Raw genomic sequence first — 16,850 nt, 5'->3', positions numbered from 1 at the left:
ATGTAATAGTATAACATTTCTTTGGTGGTTTACTGAAAGCCATTTTCTGCTTGTTTGATGCGGTCCATTGAGTTGATTGATTGATCAAACCGGTGTGGTCCTCCATTCCCCGTTGCAAAGATATAGAGATATTCCCATGCACTATAAAGTTCACCCGTTATCACTGGCCGTTATGCTCGCCCTTGTTCCGCTCACTGCGAACGCTGCAGACACGACGAATACCGATTCTGCTGTTTATGAAGATAGTCATGAAAGTACATTGCAGACCGTTGTCGTAACTGCAAATCCATTGAAATCTAAACTCACCACATCTCCTTCTACGGTTTTGGCTGGCCGAGAGTTAGTGATCAATCGCGCAGGGACATTGGGTGAAATGCTCAATGGTTTGCCCGGTGTTTCAACGACAGGGTATGGCCCATGGGTTGCGCGTCCGATTATTCGTGGCATGGATGGTGATCGTATTCGTTTATTGCAGAATGGTGTAGGCATTGTCGATGCCTCATCTTTGTCTTACGACCATGCGATTCCGCAGAACACATTGACGATTAATAAGGTTGAAGTAGTACGGGGTCCAGCTGCGCTGATGTATGGCGGGAGCGCGATCGGTGGGGTAGTAAATACTTTTGATAATCGAATTCCTGATCAGCCTGTAGATGGCGTGCATGGTTCGGCTGAAACGAGTCTTGCCAGTTCAAATGATGATCGTAAAGGCGCTTTTACCGTAGAAGGTGGGTTAGGTAATTTTGCGCTCCATGCGGATGCCTTTGCTGAAAAGAGCGGTGAACTGCGGATTCCAGATTTTGCGCGCTCTGCACGTCAGCGCGCGCTGGATGCGCCTGATGCAGAGCAGCCAGAAAAGCGTTTGCCAAACAGTGATGGCCGAGCCCAAGGCGGGTCACTCGGTGGATCATATTTCTGGAATGATGGCTATGCAGGTCTATCAGTTTCGACTTTTGATTCGAACTATGGATCAGTCGCTGAAGAAGGCGTCCGTTTGAAGATGGACCAGACCAAGATTGCTTTTGCATCAGAGATAAAAAATATCGATGGTCCAATCAATAACGTCAAAGTGAATTTGGCCTATACCGATTACGAGCATAAAGAAATCGACCACGGTGAGATTGGTACGACTTTTAAGAATGAGGGTTATGAAGGCCGTATCGAAGCACATCATGCCAAAATAGGACCTTTAGATGGTATGTTTGGTTTACAGTTTTCGGATACCAAGTTTTCGGCGTTAGGCGATGAGGCACTTGTGCCGGAGACTGATACCAAGTCGGCTGGTTTATTTTTTCTTGAAAATTGGGCGATTAGTACGCCGTTGACGTTAAGTGCTGGTGGGCGAGTGGATTACACATCACTGTCTCCTGCGGGTGGTAGTAATCCGCGTTTTATCGGTGCTGAGGATCGTGATTTTACTGCGGGTAGTGGATCGATTGGTGCGGTGTATAAGCTTGATCCATTTTGGTCAGTGACTGCAAATGGTAGCTACACAGAGCGTACACCGACTTTCTATGAGCTATATGCCAACGGTCCACATGCTGCAACGGGTCAATATCTGGTTGGCAATCAAAACATACAGAAAGAAAAAGCGTTTTCTACAGATTTAGGTCTGTTGTTTGAAAACGGTCCGTATCGTGCACATACCAGTGTGTATTACACCCGATTCCGCAATTATCTGGCAGAACTCAATACGGGTAAATTCCGCAATGATGACGGTGATTTTGTAGAGCGGAACGATGAAGGCGCTTTACCCGAAGCAATTTACAGCGGTGTTTCCGCTCAGTTCTATGGGGCGGAGTTGGAAGGGAAGGCGCGCTTATGGCAAACGGATGTGAATGCTCAGCAAGTCAATGTCGATTTACGGGGGGATTACACCCATGCCGAAAATCGCACCACGGGTCAGGCGTTACCTCGGATTTCGCCGCTACGCTTAACCGCAGGGATTGATTATCACGTCAGTGATTTGGTGACCCGTGCAGAAGTGACGCATGCATGGGCGCAGAAGCGAGTTCCTGAAAATGATTTGCCGACTGACGGCTATACCAGCTTTAATATGATTGCATCCTATCCATTCAAGTTTAGTCAGCATGCATGGCTTGCTTATGTGCGGGCAGATAACATCACCAATGCCAATATCCGTTACGCCAGTTCAGTGCTGCGTGATATTGCTCCTGAGGCAGGACGGAGTGTGAAAGCTGGGCTACGGATATCGTTCTAATCCGAATCGTACGACATTCATATCTCGTCGAATGTCGTCAACCGATCAATCAAATAAGAGACTTTGAAGTGTGGATTTCAAGTCTCTTTTTATTATTTGGCTGCTTTAACGACATAGCCGTCATTGAGTGTCTTTAAAAACACGACCATATCTCGGATTTCCTGATCGTTAAGTGTGGGTTTATCACCGAGCTTACGATCAAAAGGTGCATCAAGATTGATATTGCCCTGATATTGCTTGGGTAAGTCATCGAATTTATGCACACTACCATCTTTATTCTTTGGATACCACTTAGCAGGATTGGTATCCCGTGTAACATAGAATTGGATCACTTGCTCCAGACTATTAAATTTACCATTATGGAAAAAGGCTTTGCGTAAGGCCACATTGCGTAAGCTGGGTGTACGGAAGGCACCGCAATATTGTGGTTTATCTTTAAGGTCTTGGCGCTCAGGACCACATGCTCCGAGATCATAATAATCAGGATTCTGGTTCACCGTCAGTTGGTTGTTACGTGGGACGCCAATTGCAATTATGCCAAAATCAGAGAATGCGGGGAAGCCACCGGTATTGCTAATTCGGCTGACATGACAGGAGGCGCAGTTGCCTTTTTGCGGATCGTTAAATGCAGCTAGTCCACGCTGCTCCTGTGCACTGAGCTTGATTTGACCGCGTAAGAAAGCATCATATTTGCTGTTATATGGGTAGAATTCCTGTGGGTCTTGCTGGAACATTTCCAGTGCAAGTGTTGTCCATTTAAAGGCTTTGCTGTCATCATTTAAAGCATCAGTTCCGAAAGTATCACGAAACTGAGTCGCGTAGGATGATTTACGTAATTTCGCAATTACATTTGCTTGACTAAGATTTGCCATTTCATTTTTTGCGAGTAACGGCAGAGCGGACTGAGAATGCAGAGTTGACGCTCGCCCATCCCAATCGTGTCCGCCCACAGCACCTTGATCAATGCTTTCGTCGATGTCTTCGTCAAAATGATGCTCTGTAAACGGCGGAACATTTTGCTGGTAGCGTAGTGACGGTACGGCGCGAGCACCCATTAGTTTTAAATCTGCGCCGCCCATTTGCGTTGCGAGTTTGTTGGGTGAGCCATAGGCAAACTTGGGGTCATGACAACTGGCACAAGACAACGTTCCGGAAGCGGAAAGGCTCTTATCAAAGAAGATCTGACGACCTAGAGCCTGCATTTTTTTAAAATCAGGTTTAGCTTTCATCTGCATGGTATAGACATCATCTTTATCGACGGTGCTCGCCTTGCTTGGCGGCATATTATCTGTCTTATTGGCGATCTGTTGTGTCGATGTGGATGTCTCTTGGGGACTTTGCTTATCGCTACAGGACATCAGATTGATGCTGATCAGACACAATATAGCAGTTGTTTTTAAGGATGAGGCATTAAGCAAGATGGGCATAGCGGCATCATATCTAGAGCGGTTTAATCTTGCAGATTATTTCAGAATTATTGCAGCAGAATGACAAGGCAACGAGATATTGGGGAATAGGGCGAGTGGTTTTACTTAAGAATAAAAGAGTTGGACCTCTAGGTAAAATTTTGTCGTCAGATTTAATATTTTTGTCACCAAACTGACATGCAAAGGGGAAAGAATAGCCCAGTTAATTTACTCGCTCGATAGCCAAGCTGATCCCTAATCTTGCTCGCTAAGCCTACGGAATAATTCTATGAAACCAGTTTATCGCTTACTCCCCATCGTTGTCTTAATGTCATCTATCTTTTTGGCCGGATGTGGTAGTGAAGATGATGCCAACGATGCTGTTCCAGCCGAAACACAAGTCACCACAGGGTTACAATCCAATATTAAAAACGTGGTTGTGATTTATGCAGAAAACCGTGGTTTTGACAATATCTATGGCTTGTTCCCAGGTGCTGATGGTATCCCTGGCGTTAACCCTACGGCTGTGGGCAGCTATATCCCCCAGACTGATCGTGATGATGCTAATACTGTCCTTGGGAAGTTACCCAGAGTTTGGGGAGGGGTCACAGCACCGGCACAGTCTGTAACTATTGCGGAGGGTAATACCGCTTATCAGGATAATGCACCCTTCCAAATTGATTCACCAAAAGGTTTCCAAAATACCGGTACTGTAGTTGACCAAAGCGTCATTACACGCGACTTGTATCATCGCTTTTACAATAACCAAATGCAGATCAATGGTGGCAAAAACGATAAGTTTGCGGCATATGCTGATTCCGGTGGTTTGGTCATGGGTTACTACGATGGCAGCAAGATGGCATTGTGGAATCTGGCTAAGCAATACGTACTTGCTGACAATTTCTTCCAAGGCGCCTTCGGTGGTTCGTTCTTAAACCATCAATATTTGATCTGTGCTTGCGCACCTGTTTATCCAGCAACTGGCGCTGCGGTCACTTCGGCCTCTAATTCAATTTCTGTATTGAATAAAGACAGCAGTGGAAATTACTTACCGGTATTGACTCAAAGTGCACAATCTTCTAAGTCAGCACTAAATGATAATGGCGCGCCAAAGTTCGTCAATGATAGTACGCTGACACCATTAAATTATGCCGGTGATAATCTCTATCATGGTATCAATACCATGCAGCCGCCTTATCAGCCGAGTGGTAACACCACTGCTGTTGGCGCAAATCCTGCGACTGCTGACTTGGGCAATAAAGGAACTTCATACCCACAAACCACGACAACTATTGGTGATTTGCTGGATAAAAAGAACGTCTCGTGGGCGTGGTATGCGGGTGCGTGGAATGCAGCTACTGCAGATGCACCAAACAAGACTCGAGCAGTCATTTATGCCGGAAAAACACAGTTTCAGCCTCATCACCAGCCATTCAACTTCTTTGCTGAATTTGATCCAACTCAGCCAACAACATTGGCATACCGTAATCAACATTTGAAAGACTTTGATGCTAGTTTCCTCCAAGATGCTGCGGCAGGGACATTGCCAGCCGTTTCTTTCTACAAGCCGCAAGGGAACTTAAACCAGCACGCTGGTTATGCCAATATCGCCGATGGTGACAAACACATTGCCGATGTGATTGCCCAATTGCAAAAGAGCCCGCAATGGAAAAATATGGCGATCGTGATTACTTACGATGAGAATGGTGGTTTCTGGGATCATAAAGCCGTGCCGAAAGGAGATGTCTGGGGTCCAGGTACGCGCATCCCTGCAATCGTGATTTCTCCATGGTCTAAGAAAGGTTTTGTCGATCATACCCAATATGACACTGCATCGATCCTACGCTTCATTACCCGTCGCTTTGGCCTTGACACATTGCCAGGTTTGGCACAGCGTGATGATGCATTGGTCAAGAACGGTGGTGTTAAAATGGGCGACTTAACGAAAGCATTTGATTTCAATCAAACGCCAACCCCTTAATTTGCAGGGTGTAAGTCATCTTGATTTGAAGTTTTAACTGTTTAGATTTAAATAAAAAAGCGCACATTCATGTGCGCTTTTTTTATTGCTTGTCATTGAGGAAGTATTTACGCGTCTTGCTAAGATTTTAATAATAATTATTCGTATATTGAAAATGAGAACTATTCCTGTTATTGTTAGTAACGTCTTGTAGCACTTTGTATCACTTCGTTCTTTTTTGGTCCAAATGATCGTGCTGGATTTTTCTAATTTTAGAGTTTGTTGGGGGAGATAAGTTGATGAGTTTACGCGCTATTCATAAGCAAGGTGTAACCTTTACCTATAGAAAAGCATCGACTGTTGCGTCGATGTTGGCGATTACCTTGCCGAGCATGGCGATGGCCACAGAATCGCAAGAATCAGTTCTGCCAACAATTAAAGTTGAAGCGACTAAAGATAAGCCAGCGTATCAAGTCAAAAAAGTCCAGTCTCCAAAGTATACCGAGCCGCTGCGTGATACTCCGCAAACGATAACCGTTGTCGATAAAAAAGCGATTGAAGATCAAAGCATGCTGTCCTTGCGCGAGATCCTGAGCACAGTACCGGGGATCACCTTTGGTGCAGGCGAGGGAGGGAGCGGCTATGGTGACAAAATCAATATTCGTGGGTTTAATGCTAGTAATGACATTACTGTTGACGGTATTCGCGAAAGTGCTCAGTTTACTCGTACCGATCCGTTCAATTTGGAACAAGTTGAAGTCGTCAAAGGCTCTAACTCAACCAACTCGGGTTCAGGAGCGGTTGGTGGTTCGATTAATTTAGTCAGTAAGACGCCAGAAAATAAAAACTTCGTTGATCTGGGCGCAAGCTTGGGTACCGATCATTATTACCGTACAACCGTAGATGCGAATCAAAAGATTGATGACACCACCGCCGTCCGTTTGAACCTGATGGCGCACAAAAATGATGTGCCGGGGCGTGATGTTGAAGAGATGAAGCGCTGGGGCATTGCACCATCGATTACCTTTGGCATGGGTACGCCAACACGGTTTACCTTAAGCTATATATATCAAACTGATGACAATACTCCGCAATACGGTGTCCCTTTCTATAATGGCCGCGCAGTTCCTGGGATTGATCCAAGTAATTACTACGGCTATGCAAATGTCGATGAACAAAAAACATCAGTGAATGAAATCACAGCATTGTTTGAACATGAGTTCAACGACAATATGTCTGTACGAAATATCACGCGTGCGGCGAAGGTTGAGCAGTACTCGTTGGTTGATGCTCCTGAACAGTTGACAGTAGGTGCTGGGTTGCTCACAGCAAATGGACAACCTAATCCATCTACAGGTTCATTTTGTTTGGGTAATGGAACGTCTCCAACAGGTTGGAGTCAGTATGCGACCAAAACGGGCCAAATTATCACTGACGTTTCAGGATATCGCGCATGTACAGCAGGCGTACTTCCAGGCACCTACGCACCATCAGGTCCACGTGGTCTAGTACGTGATACTGAAAACAAATTATTAACCAATCAGACCGATGTCACATGGAAGTTCAATACCGCTGGGATTGAGCATACTCTTGTGACAGGGCTTTCATTTACCGATGAAACCTATGATTTAAGTACAGGCAACGTATTCAGAAAAGCAGGTGGGGCGACTCCTAATCCAGTGCTACCTGTGATCAATGTCTATGCACCGAATTCAACCTATACAGGTCCGCTCAATTATGTGCAAACTTCGACGATTTCCGGTACTTTAGACAACCAAGCAATCTATGCATTCGATACCCTGAAGTTTAGTGACCAGTGGTTGTTCAATGCGGGTCTACGCTATGATCATAGTGAAGGTAAGTCGACAACATTAAATTACGCAACACCTGCAAGTGGTGGTGCGATCACCGCAACGCCAACACTCAGTAATAACTCCAATACTTGGTCGTATAAAGCGGGATTGGTTTATAAACCTGTAGAAGATGCAAGTTTCTATGTTTCGTATGGCAACTCCAAGACACCATCTGATGCAACGGTGAGTGGGGCAGCATGTGCTGTGACCGTGGCCTCAGCAACAGCTGTCGCTTCTTCGACCTGTAGCGTGAAACCAGAAACTGCAGTCACTTATGAAGTCGGTACAAAATGGGATATCTTGAATGGTAAGCTATCACTGACTGCTGCACTGTTTGATACTGAACGTAGTAACTATAAAGTTGCTGATCCTGGTAATCCTAATAATCCTTCTGGTGCTCAAACCCTCGACGGTAGCGCACGTGTACGTGGGCTCGAGCTTGGTGCTGCTGGACTCATCACGCATAATTGGTCAGTGTTTGCTAATCTGACCGCACAGCGCAGTAAAGTGTTGCAAGGAGCGTCTGACTTTGTAGCGGGCGGTGGGATCAATGGTACTCAAGGTGACTTTACCAAAGGGGATTCATTACTGTATGTCCCTGAGTTGGCCGCAAGTTTGTGGACAACCTATGATGTCACGCGTCAGCTTCAATTGGGTTATGGCGTCACTTATGAAGGTCCAACTTATCTGACTCAGCATGGCGGGATTTTAGTGGCAGGAACAGGGACTGGGGTCATTCCTGCTGTATACGCAGGTCGGACAACGATTCCTTTAGCAGAATCGGAAGGTTATTTTGTACATAATCTGGCGGTTACATATAAGTTTACCCGTAACTTCAGTGCACAGCTCAATGTGAAGAATATCTTTGACAAAGAGTACTATACCAGTATCCGTTCTAATAGTACGACAACGAGTGGTTGGGCTATTCCAGGGGATGCAAGATCAGCGGTACTCAATTTGACTTATCATTTCTAAGCGTGTCTTACGTTTGATTCGTTAAGAATCGAGCGTGATTAGTCACCGCTTTAAAAACATCAGTTCTGCTAAAGTAGGGCTGATGTTTTTTTTCAAATATGAAAGATCTTTTAGAGTGTTTTCCGATAGTCTGTCAATGTAGATCTATTAAAGCGAAGAAGGACAAAATTATGTTATTGCAGATTCCGAATGTATTAAGTCCGGAACAGGTCAATGCTTGTAAAGCCGCACTGATACAAACCGAATGGGCTGATGGCAAGATTACAGCAGGTTATCAGTCCGGAAAAGCAAAACATAATCTTCAATTGCCTGAGGATAATCTCATCGCACGTGAGTGGTCTGCCCTGATTCTTAAAGCGCTTGAGCAACACCAACTGTTCATTGCTGCTGCATTACCGCTCAAGATATTCCCGCCACTTTTTAATTGCTATCAAGGCGGTGGTCATTTTGGTCTTCATGTCGATAATGCTATTCGCGATATCCGCGCGCAGGGTTTTGGTTCTGTGCTGGATCGGGTACGCACCGATATTTCTGCGACTTTATTTTTAAGTGAACCTGATGAATATGAGGGCGGGGAGCTTTTGATCGAAGATACGTATGGCGCAAAAAGTGTCAAATTACCTGCGGGGCATATGATTCTTTATCCTTCGACCAGTTTGCATAAAGTGAATCCTGTCACTCAAGGAGCACGTATCGCATCTTTTTTTTGGATTCAAAGTTTGGTGCGGGATGATGCGCAGCGCACCGTTTTATTCGATCTGGATCAGTCGATACAGCACCTTACTTTGGCAACATCTGAGCATCCATCACTCGTCCAATTGACAGGTGTTTATCATAATTTGCTGCGTATGTGGTCTGACGTTTGAGATAGTGTGATTTAAGTCACTAAAATGTAAAGGTATATGTATTTTAAACAGTGCGATCATACTTTTTTTATTAAAATCAATAGCCCAAAAATAAAATATTCTCTATTTAAGGCTTTGACTTCCCCCCGCTTTTTATGTCCTAATCCGTTGTAGGAATAATAAAATTGTAGATGACATGATTCAGCCTCTCAAGTCTCGCCTATCTCATTGGTTTTTAAGTATAGTGCGTTCAAGTTTGGCTCTTTCTGGTTTACAACGGCATGGAGCCCTCGTTGTTGCACTTGCTTTACACGCCACGTGTAATCCAGCGTTTGCAGATGACGCTTTACCATCCCCGAGTAATCTTGAAGACGCCAAGTCAGATGTACTGCAGCTTGATCGCGATTTAGCGCATCTCAAGCAGCGTATGCTGCTGCCTGAGCGTACGGTACTATTGTTTGGTTTAACGCCGCGCAGTCAGCTCAGTGTGCAAAGTGTCCAAATTAGTATTGACGGTAAGGCACTGCCAATTCGTCAGTATGACCAGAGTTCATTGGGTGCTTTACTCAAAGGCGGCATGGATACCGTGATGGATGCAAACCTGAAAACTGGCATCCATATGATCGATATTGTGGTTGTACAAACTAATCGCCCCAAGCTGACTCAGCGTATAGAGTTTACCAAGACCATCTCTAAAGATATTTTGGCAGTGCAATTGCTTGAACACCCTGGAGTGGGTGAGCGTCCGCTTCGCTTGGTTGAATGGAGTCAGCATGATTAAACGCAATACGGCTCTTGCTTCAAGATCAACATTATTATCTGTCGATATTCAGCCCAAATCGCTTTTGAAGACTAGCCAGCTTATGGCCGCTTTGGTATTGGCGAGCTTCAGTATTGCGCATGCAACACCTCTAGAGATTCGTCGTGATGCACGAGAGCCTGGGTTTGCTCAGGTCATGTATGCTTATTATCAAGATAAGCCTTATGAGGCGCTGACCACGCTGCTTGCCAATCGTCAATTGGCATTTAATGCGGCGGGGACGGGGAATGTTCTGCTCAGTAATTTATATACCCGCTACGGGCTCCCTCGTGAAGCGGAAGCCGCTTTAACCCGAGCTGGTTTTAGCGATGTGACCGCAGGAAATCGCAATGATCCGTGGCTGAGCTATGGCAAATTGGTCTATCAGACGGGTCAGGATTCGTTAGCACTGAATTTTTTGCGCGATCCACCTGCTTTGTTGTCGCCCAAGCAGGAAAGCGAGCGCATGGTCATGGTGACCAATATTCTGGCAAGAACCGAACGGGCTGATGAAGCCGTTGCGGTTTTACAGAGTTTTGAAACACCTATTTATTACTATCGGAAACTTGCCCGCTATAATCTTGCTTTATCGTTGCTCACCAGAAAAAAAACAGAATCGGCTCGCCCAGTCAGTGACGAAGATAAGCAGCATGAGTTATTGGCGACACGTATTTTAGAAGACCTAATGTTGGATAAGATTCCGCCCTTGAAGCCGATTATCAAGGTGGACGAACGTGGTCGCACGAAAGACATTAGTCTGGGTGATAAAGATGGGGATGGTAAAGGCCTGTTTAACTGGTTCCGTGGCAAAAGTGACAGTGCTGCGCGTCAGAGTAGCTTGATTGAGAATCGTGAAATTGGCAATGCATCAACCTTTACCAAAAGTGCCTTAATTGGCGGTGATGTCAAAGATGATTCGATCACGCCGCGTGATATCTCCAATTTAAATGACAAAATTGCATTATCGCTGGCTTATCTGCGCTTGATTCGTAACGAGCCAGAGCTTGCAAAATCTGCCTTGCGTGGCGTACAGCTGGATAGCCCTTATAGTAATCAAGCCTTGCTAACCAGTGCCCATATTTATTATCGGTTGAATGATTTTAAGCGCAGTTATAACTTTTCCAATGAGTTAACGAAGCGAAATGCAGCCGATCCATTGGTTCAGGAAGGTTGGTTGTTGTCTGCAAGTGCACTGGAAGAGCAGCATGATCCAAATGCTTTGGATCGCTATCGTGCGGCGATTCAGATTTATAAAGAGCAAACGGCAGCTATTAGTCAGTTTGATCGTGATCTTGAAAAACTGGATGTTCTGCGTTTATTCCCTGTTGAAGCATTAGACCCTATTTTATTAGGATTGCCGCAAATTCCTCAGACGCCTCAAGCGGGCCTTTGGGCGCAGTTGCTGGAACGCAGCGAAATATTGGCGATATTGCAACAAGTTCAGCAAACACAATTACTGGAAAGTAAGTTAGCAGGCTATGACAAGCAGTTATCCGCACTTGAAGCCGTGAATACCAGTAATAAAGATGATCGAACCGATCTTAAAGCAACACGTGTACTGCTTGAAAAAGTGAAAAGTGATTTTCAGAAGTCAGAAGCCCAAGATCGTAAGGCATTGCTTGCTCAGATTCGTGTGTCGCTGAAGCAAAAGCAATTCCAATTGGATCATTACTTGACCGAGTCGTTGCTTGGATTGCAGCGGGTTGGTGGCAGCAAACGCTAGGATTGGCGAGGGGTTCCTCTCTGCTGATTTTAGCCTGCTGTGAGTGTTACAGGTCAAAGTAAATAACGCTTTATTTGCTTAACTCGATGCTCAAGCTGTGATGCTTGAGATCATCATCTGGTTCGCATAAGCGAAGGTTATAAATCAAGGATAGTTCTTATGCGTCGTGCGGTATCCAAGCTGTTGTTAGCGCTATTAAGTATAGAAGCAGTGTCAATGTCATCCTTTGCGAAGACAGGGACGCTTGCTGACTTGGAAAATATCACGCCCGATACGACGACGCCTAAAATTATTAATACACCGCAACTTTCTTTTGCTGAAGAGACACGTATTGATAATCAGCTCTATGACCGTATGATGAAGCAGGCGCATGAATCGCGTGACCCTAAAGCGATTAATGCCTATCTTGACCTCGCTCGTAAAATCAAAAGTAAACAACTCGGTGGGACCGATGAAACCAGCGAACTTAAAAGCCGCGTAGAATTCTATCAAGAACAAATCAAAAACTTACCTGCGAATGAACTGCGTGATGATCTGTTTTATGAGTTGGCAAGTAGTCAGGATCGTTTAGGCCGTCCAGAAGCTGCGGCTGTGGCCTTGTCTGATTTGCTCAAGCGATTCCCAAAATCGAGTTTTGCCCCAGAAGCCCATTTCCGTATTGCTGAAGATGCTTTTAATCGTAAACAGTATCGTGTTGCGACCCAAGAGTATCAAGCGGTATTGGCACTCGGTGATAGTAAATACAAGCAACAAGCCCAGTATTTCTATGCATGGTCCATGTACAAAGATGGTCGTTTTGAAGAGGCAATTGTCCCTTTTCAGGATTTGATCAATGGCTTGCAAGCGAGTAACCGTCAGTCAGCTTTGAACAAACGTGATGCGTTACTCTTACAAGATAGCTATCGCACTTTATCGTCTATCTTTGTGCAGTTGGGCGGACCGCCTGCGCTGGCAAAATACTATAACGGCAAGCCGCTTAGTGATGAAGAACTCCTGATGTATCGTCAGGTGGGTGATCGTTATCGTGAGCAGAAGCAACTGCTTGATACCGCAAAAGTGTATGAAAGCTTTGTACAGCGCCATCCGAAAGATGAGCAGGCCGCGATTTTTAGTCGTGATGCGATTGCCGTGTATAACGAAGCAGGATTCGCCCAAGACATTATTCGTGCTAAAAATGATTATGTGGCGCGTTATGACGTAGAGCAAAGTTTCTATAAGTCCGCGTCATCCGTACAGCAGGAAACCTTACGTCCGATCTTGAAATCACAATTGGATGATTTGGCTAAGCACTATGATGCGATTGGACAGACTCAAAAATCGACTGCTGATTATTTGCATGCGGCAGATCTCTATCAGAAGCAGTTGGTCCTTGCGACAGAACCTGCGGATCAAATTAGGATTCAGGAGCGTCTCGCAGAGGCGCTGTATAACGGCGGACAGTTTGAGCGCGCGATTCCTTATTTTGAAACGCTTGCCTATAAGACCCCGGCAGCTAAACCCAGTGAAATGGGCTATTTTGCACTGTTGTCCTATCAAGCACGCGCGAAAGAGCTTAGCGGTCAACCTGCTCAGGTTCAAAGTGATTGGCTTGATCAGCAGCGGGTGAGTAGCCAGCGTTATGCAAAGACTTTTCCAACTGACAAGAGTTCCGCATCAGTATTGCTGGCCATGGCGGGGCAGTACTTAGATCGTAAACGCTTTGATATCGTTGAGAGTCTTGCGGCGCAAGTATTGAGTTTGCCCAATGTTCCTGTGAGTGATGTTAAAACGGCGAGCATTCTGAAAGCCAATGCTGAATTTGACTTAAGTCATTGGGCTGACGCCGAGGCGAGTTATCGTCAGGTACTGGCTTTATCGAATCTGAACGATGCCGAGCGAACCCGTTACCTCAATCAACAAGCCGCGAGTTTATATAAACAAGCAGATACGCTGCGCGCTGGTCAGTCTAATGATGAGGCGTTAAAGCTCTATCAACAAGCCGCAACAGTCACACAAGATACTGCGGTGAAAGTGGATAGTAGCTATCAAGCGGCGATGATTTATGGTGAAACGCCGAAAGCACTCCCTTTACTGCAAAGCTTCTACAAACAATATCCGAATAGTCCGCAAGCCGAAGGTGTGCCTGAGCGCATCGTGAAGTTACAAGAGAGCGTGCAGAATTGGTCCGGTGCTGCGGAAACGTATTTAACGATCTATCATCGTGATATTACGAAGTCAGACGGTTCTAAGCAGGATAATGCATTGATTGCATTGTGGTTATCAGCAGAGAGCGAACGTAAGGCCAGTCAAAACAGTGTAAAAGAACTTGCACTGTATCAGCAGTATTTGAAAGAGCCGCGTGCAGTCCTTGCTCAAAGTGTTGAAGCCAGTGAGCGTTTATATCAAGCGGCAGTACTCAAGCAAGATGTACCGGCCCAGAAACAAGAACTGGCAAGACAGCTGCAGTTTTATCAGCAGAAGTTCCAAACAGCACCAGCAACTGTTCAGCCACGTCTGCGTTATCTGGCCGCGCGCAGTTTGACTGAGCAAGCTGCTCCGCTTGTTGAGCAATATCGTGCAGCTGCGCTGACCCAACCTCTAAAAGACAGTGTCGCGCGTAAACAAGCGCTCCTGCAGAAATTAATTGCAAGTCAGCAGGCGATCATTGATCTGAAAGTGGCGGATTTCGTGACGGAATCACAATTCGTGCTCGGGGATAGTTTTGCGCAGTTCTATGAAGGCGTATTGAAGACTCCAGCACCAACAGGGATGAGTGACCTTGAAACGGAGCAATACCAAATTGCTTTGGAAGAGCAAACTCAGCCGCTAAAAGATAAGGCGATTGAGTGGCACAAAGCCAATGCCAGTTTGGCGCTCGATTCATGGGACCAATGGGTCGCAAAAAGCTATAGTGCCCTTGCAGGATTATCTTCGGGTCGTTACCTACGTCCGATCAAAGCGCCTGCAATCCCAGCAAGCAATCCTGAGCTTGCCCGTATTGCAGCAACAATTGATCAAAGTCCAGAGAAAGCACTTACAAGTTTAGATCAGCTTTTGGCTACCACACCTGTAAGCAAGGCTATCGCACAGCCTAAAACAGAGAGTCGATCCATCTTAGGTAAGCTCACCAGTAAAGTTACTGGTAAAACGCCTAACAACGATTCAAAAGCTGTACCTGTTTCTAGCAATATAGACAGCGTGCAGTTGATCCAGAGTTATCGTGGCATTGCCTTGATGCGTTTAGGGCAGTTTAAAGATGCTGCCACGGCATTTACCGCAGCGGATGCCGTTAACGATCAAGTTCAAGGCGTGACCAAACAAGTTGAGCCGTCTTATATGCTGGGTGTGGTTAATGATTTGTATTTAAACGATCAACCGACTGCATTGGCTGCCTACCAGAAGTATCTGACGCTGAATCCTGAAGATAAGTCGGTGCAAAAGTGGGTGAATTTGCTGCAAAAGCAACTTAAACTGCCGTTAACGGTCTTTAGCAAGCCTGTCGTTGCTCCTGCGGCAAGTACGCCAAGCGACGAAGTCGTAGCCGTAGCGCCGGGTGCTTCAGTGGAGCCCGCAGCGGGATCGACAACAAATGTTCCAGCTGCAGCAACAACTCAAGTGGTAAAGAGCGATTCTACAGCCACAAGTCCAACTGCGGTGGTTACGCCACCGTCGTCAGGGGTGGCTGAGACGAAAGCTGCGACAGCAACGAAGTCTGAAGATGCACCCACTCCGGCTCCTGCAAAAGTAGATCCGGCGGCAACCTCTCCTGCGGATAATCCAGTGACGAAGAGTCTGCTCGAGCAAGTTTTAAGGCAACAGCACTAATGTGTATAACGATGATTTTAGCGTTGCAATGTCGTTGTGTTTGACTATGTTGCGACATCGTGTGTTTGGAGGAGTGATGAAAAATCATTTAATGACGCTGCGTGTATTGATGACTGTCTGCATCATGTTTACTGCAGGCTATGCCTCAGCAGCACCATCGGCCGATGAAAGTTCTGCGGATGCGACAGCTGTGCAAACTCAAGCAGTCAGTACAGTGAAAAACAAAGCGAAAGTGAAAATTGCGCGTAAATCCAATGATAGTAATATTGCAGGGCAAACAGATATTGTGGCCAATGTCGATATGCCGATGGTCACTAATATCCTACCCTGGCAAGAAAAAGAGGGGAAAATTCCAAAGGATATCCTTGAGTTTTCTGCCTTGAAAGATTCATTAACCCCCACTGATCGTGATCGCTTGGCGAGTGAGATTCGCTACACTGCCATCTTGAATGAGCCCGTCAATCGTAAATAAGTCAGAGGCTGTATGAGTGGGCGAACTCACGTTTGTCACGGTGACAAGCGTTGAGAGTTGCGCATGAGTAATTCTTAAAATATTGATACGAATGTCATTATTTTTTAGCTATGAAGAAGTATACTTAAATCACGTAAATAGGAGTTTTTAAAATGGAATTTATCAAGTTTATTCAAGTGGGTGGCTTTTTCATGTACCCGATCATGCTGGTGTTCTTTGCTGGCATGGCGATCTTCTTTGAACGTCTCTATGCACTGGGTAAAGCTCGCGCACGTAGCCGTGAGATCTGGTCAAAAGTCCAACCTGATGTACAAGCGGGTCGTTTGGAAACTGCATTCAATGCCGTGAAAGATGACACCAGTGAAGCAGGTCGTATTCTGGATTATGGTCTAGGTGCTGCGGCAAGTGGTGCAGACATGCCTCATGTTGAGGGCGCGCTTGAAGAAGGTTTACTTGAGGTGATTCCACGTCTAGAAGCTCGTACCAGCTATATCGCGACACTGGCAAACGTTGCCACCTTGCTGGGATTGCTCGGAACCGTTCATGGTTTGATTCTCGCATTTGCGTCAGTTGCCAATGCTGATCCAGCACAAAAAGGTGATTTGTTGTCTGCTGCACTTGCTGTGTCGATGAATACCACCGCATTTGGTTTGGGTGCCGCGATTCCACTCGTTCTCGCATTTACTTTCTTGCAAAACTATACCCAGCAAGTCATTGAAAGTTTAGAGATGATTGCGATGAAAGTACAAAACTCTATCCGCCGTACATTTCCAACCCTCACGAACTAATGCG

Annotated in this window: 10 protein-coding genes; 9 read left to right on the top strand and 1 reads right to left on the bottom strand. The window is 45.7% G+C overall.

The features are described 5' to 3' along the window. Positions 1–136 precede the first annotated feature (136 nt). Positions 137–2,221, top strand: coding sequence for a TonB-dependent receptor (locus ACLHG7_RS15305; RefSeq protein ID WP_410211845.1), 2,085 nt, complete (start codon positions 137–139; stop codon positions 2,219–2,221). Positions 2,222–2,313: 92 nt separating this feature from the next. Here ACLHG7_RS15305 and ACLHG7_RS15300 read toward each other — a convergent pair whose 3' ends face one another. Beyond that, positions 2,314–3,648 carry a cytochrome-c peroxidase gene (locus tag ACLHG7_RS15300; RefSeq protein ID WP_410211844.1) on the bottom strand — a complete coding sequence of 445 codons (1,335 nt, stop codon included), beginning with the start codon at positions 3,646–3,648 and terminating at the stop codon, positions 2,314–2,316. A gap of 268 nt (positions 3,649–3,916) precedes the next feature. Here ACLHG7_RS15300 and acpA point away from each other — a divergent pair, with 268 nt between their 5' ends. The 8 genes from acpA to ACLHG7_RS15260 all read left to right on the top strand — a co-directional run bounded on the left by acpA (position 3,917) and on the right by ACLHG7_RS15260 (position 16,846). Beyond that, positions 3,917–5,608 (top strand): acid phosphatase, encoded by a 1,692-nt coding sequence (acpA, locus tag ACLHG7_RS15295; RefSeq protein WP_410211843.1) that lies wholly within the window; start codon positions 3,917–3,919, stop codon positions 5,606–5,608. 278 nt (positions 5,609–5,886) lie between these two features. Then, positions 5,887–8,415, top strand: a complete 2,529-nt coding sequence (locus tag ACLHG7_RS15290; RefSeq protein ID WP_410211842.1) for a TonB-dependent receptor — start codon at positions 5,887–5,889, stop codon at positions 8,413–8,415. A gap of 170 nt (positions 8,416–8,585) precedes the next feature. Then, the gene (locus ACLHG7_RS15285) at positions 8,586–9,281 is read left to right on the top strand and encodes a Fe2+-dependent dioxygenase (RefSeq protein WP_410211841.1); all 696 of its coding nucleotides are present in this window, start codon (positions 8,586–8,588) and stop codon (positions 9,279–9,281) included. Between the two features lie 175 nt (positions 9,282–9,456). Beyond that, the gene (locus ACLHG7_RS15280; protein WP_410211840.1) at positions 9,457–10,041 is read left to right on the top strand and encodes a hypothetical protein; all 585 of its coding nucleotides are present in this window, start codon (positions 9,457–9,459) and stop codon (positions 10,039–10,041) included. After that, positions 10,034–11,782 carry a hypothetical protein gene (locus tag ACLHG7_RS15275; protein WP_410211839.1) on the top strand — a complete coding sequence of 583 codons (1,749 nt, stop codon included), beginning with the start codon at positions 10,034–10,036 and terminating at the stop codon, positions 11,780–11,782. The genes ACLHG7_RS15280 and ACLHG7_RS15275 overlap by 8 nt, the downstream gene beginning before the upstream one ends. 159 nt (positions 11,783–11,941) lie before the next feature. Then, a complete protein-coding gene (locus ACLHG7_RS15270; RefSeq protein WP_410211838.1) occupies positions 11,942–15,586 on the top strand; it encodes a tetratricopeptide repeat protein in 3,645 nt (1,214 codons plus the stop codon). A 76-nt stretch (positions 15,587–15,662) separates the two neighbouring features. Beyond that, complete coding sequence (locus tag ACLHG7_RS15265; RefSeq protein ID WP_410211837.1) at positions 15,663–16,058, top strand: hypothetical protein; 396 nt, start codon at positions 15,663–15,665, stop codon at positions 16,056–16,058. A gap of 152 nt (positions 16,059–16,210) precedes the next feature. Next, positions 16,211–16,846: a MotA/TolQ/ExbB proton channel family protein gene (locus ACLHG7_RS15260; protein ID WP_410211836.1), complete on the top strand. Its 636-nt coding sequence runs from the start codon at positions 16,211–16,213 to the stop codon at positions 16,844–16,846. The last annotated feature ends 4 nt before the right edge of the window (positions 16,847–16,850 follow it).

It is taken from the genome of Aquirhabdus sp. (assembly GCF_046462495.1).
GTDB lineage: Bacteria > Pseudomonadota > Gammaproteobacteria > Pseudomonadales > Moraxellaceae > Aquirhabdus.
This window is presented reverse-complemented; position numbering and strand designations above follow the sequence as displayed.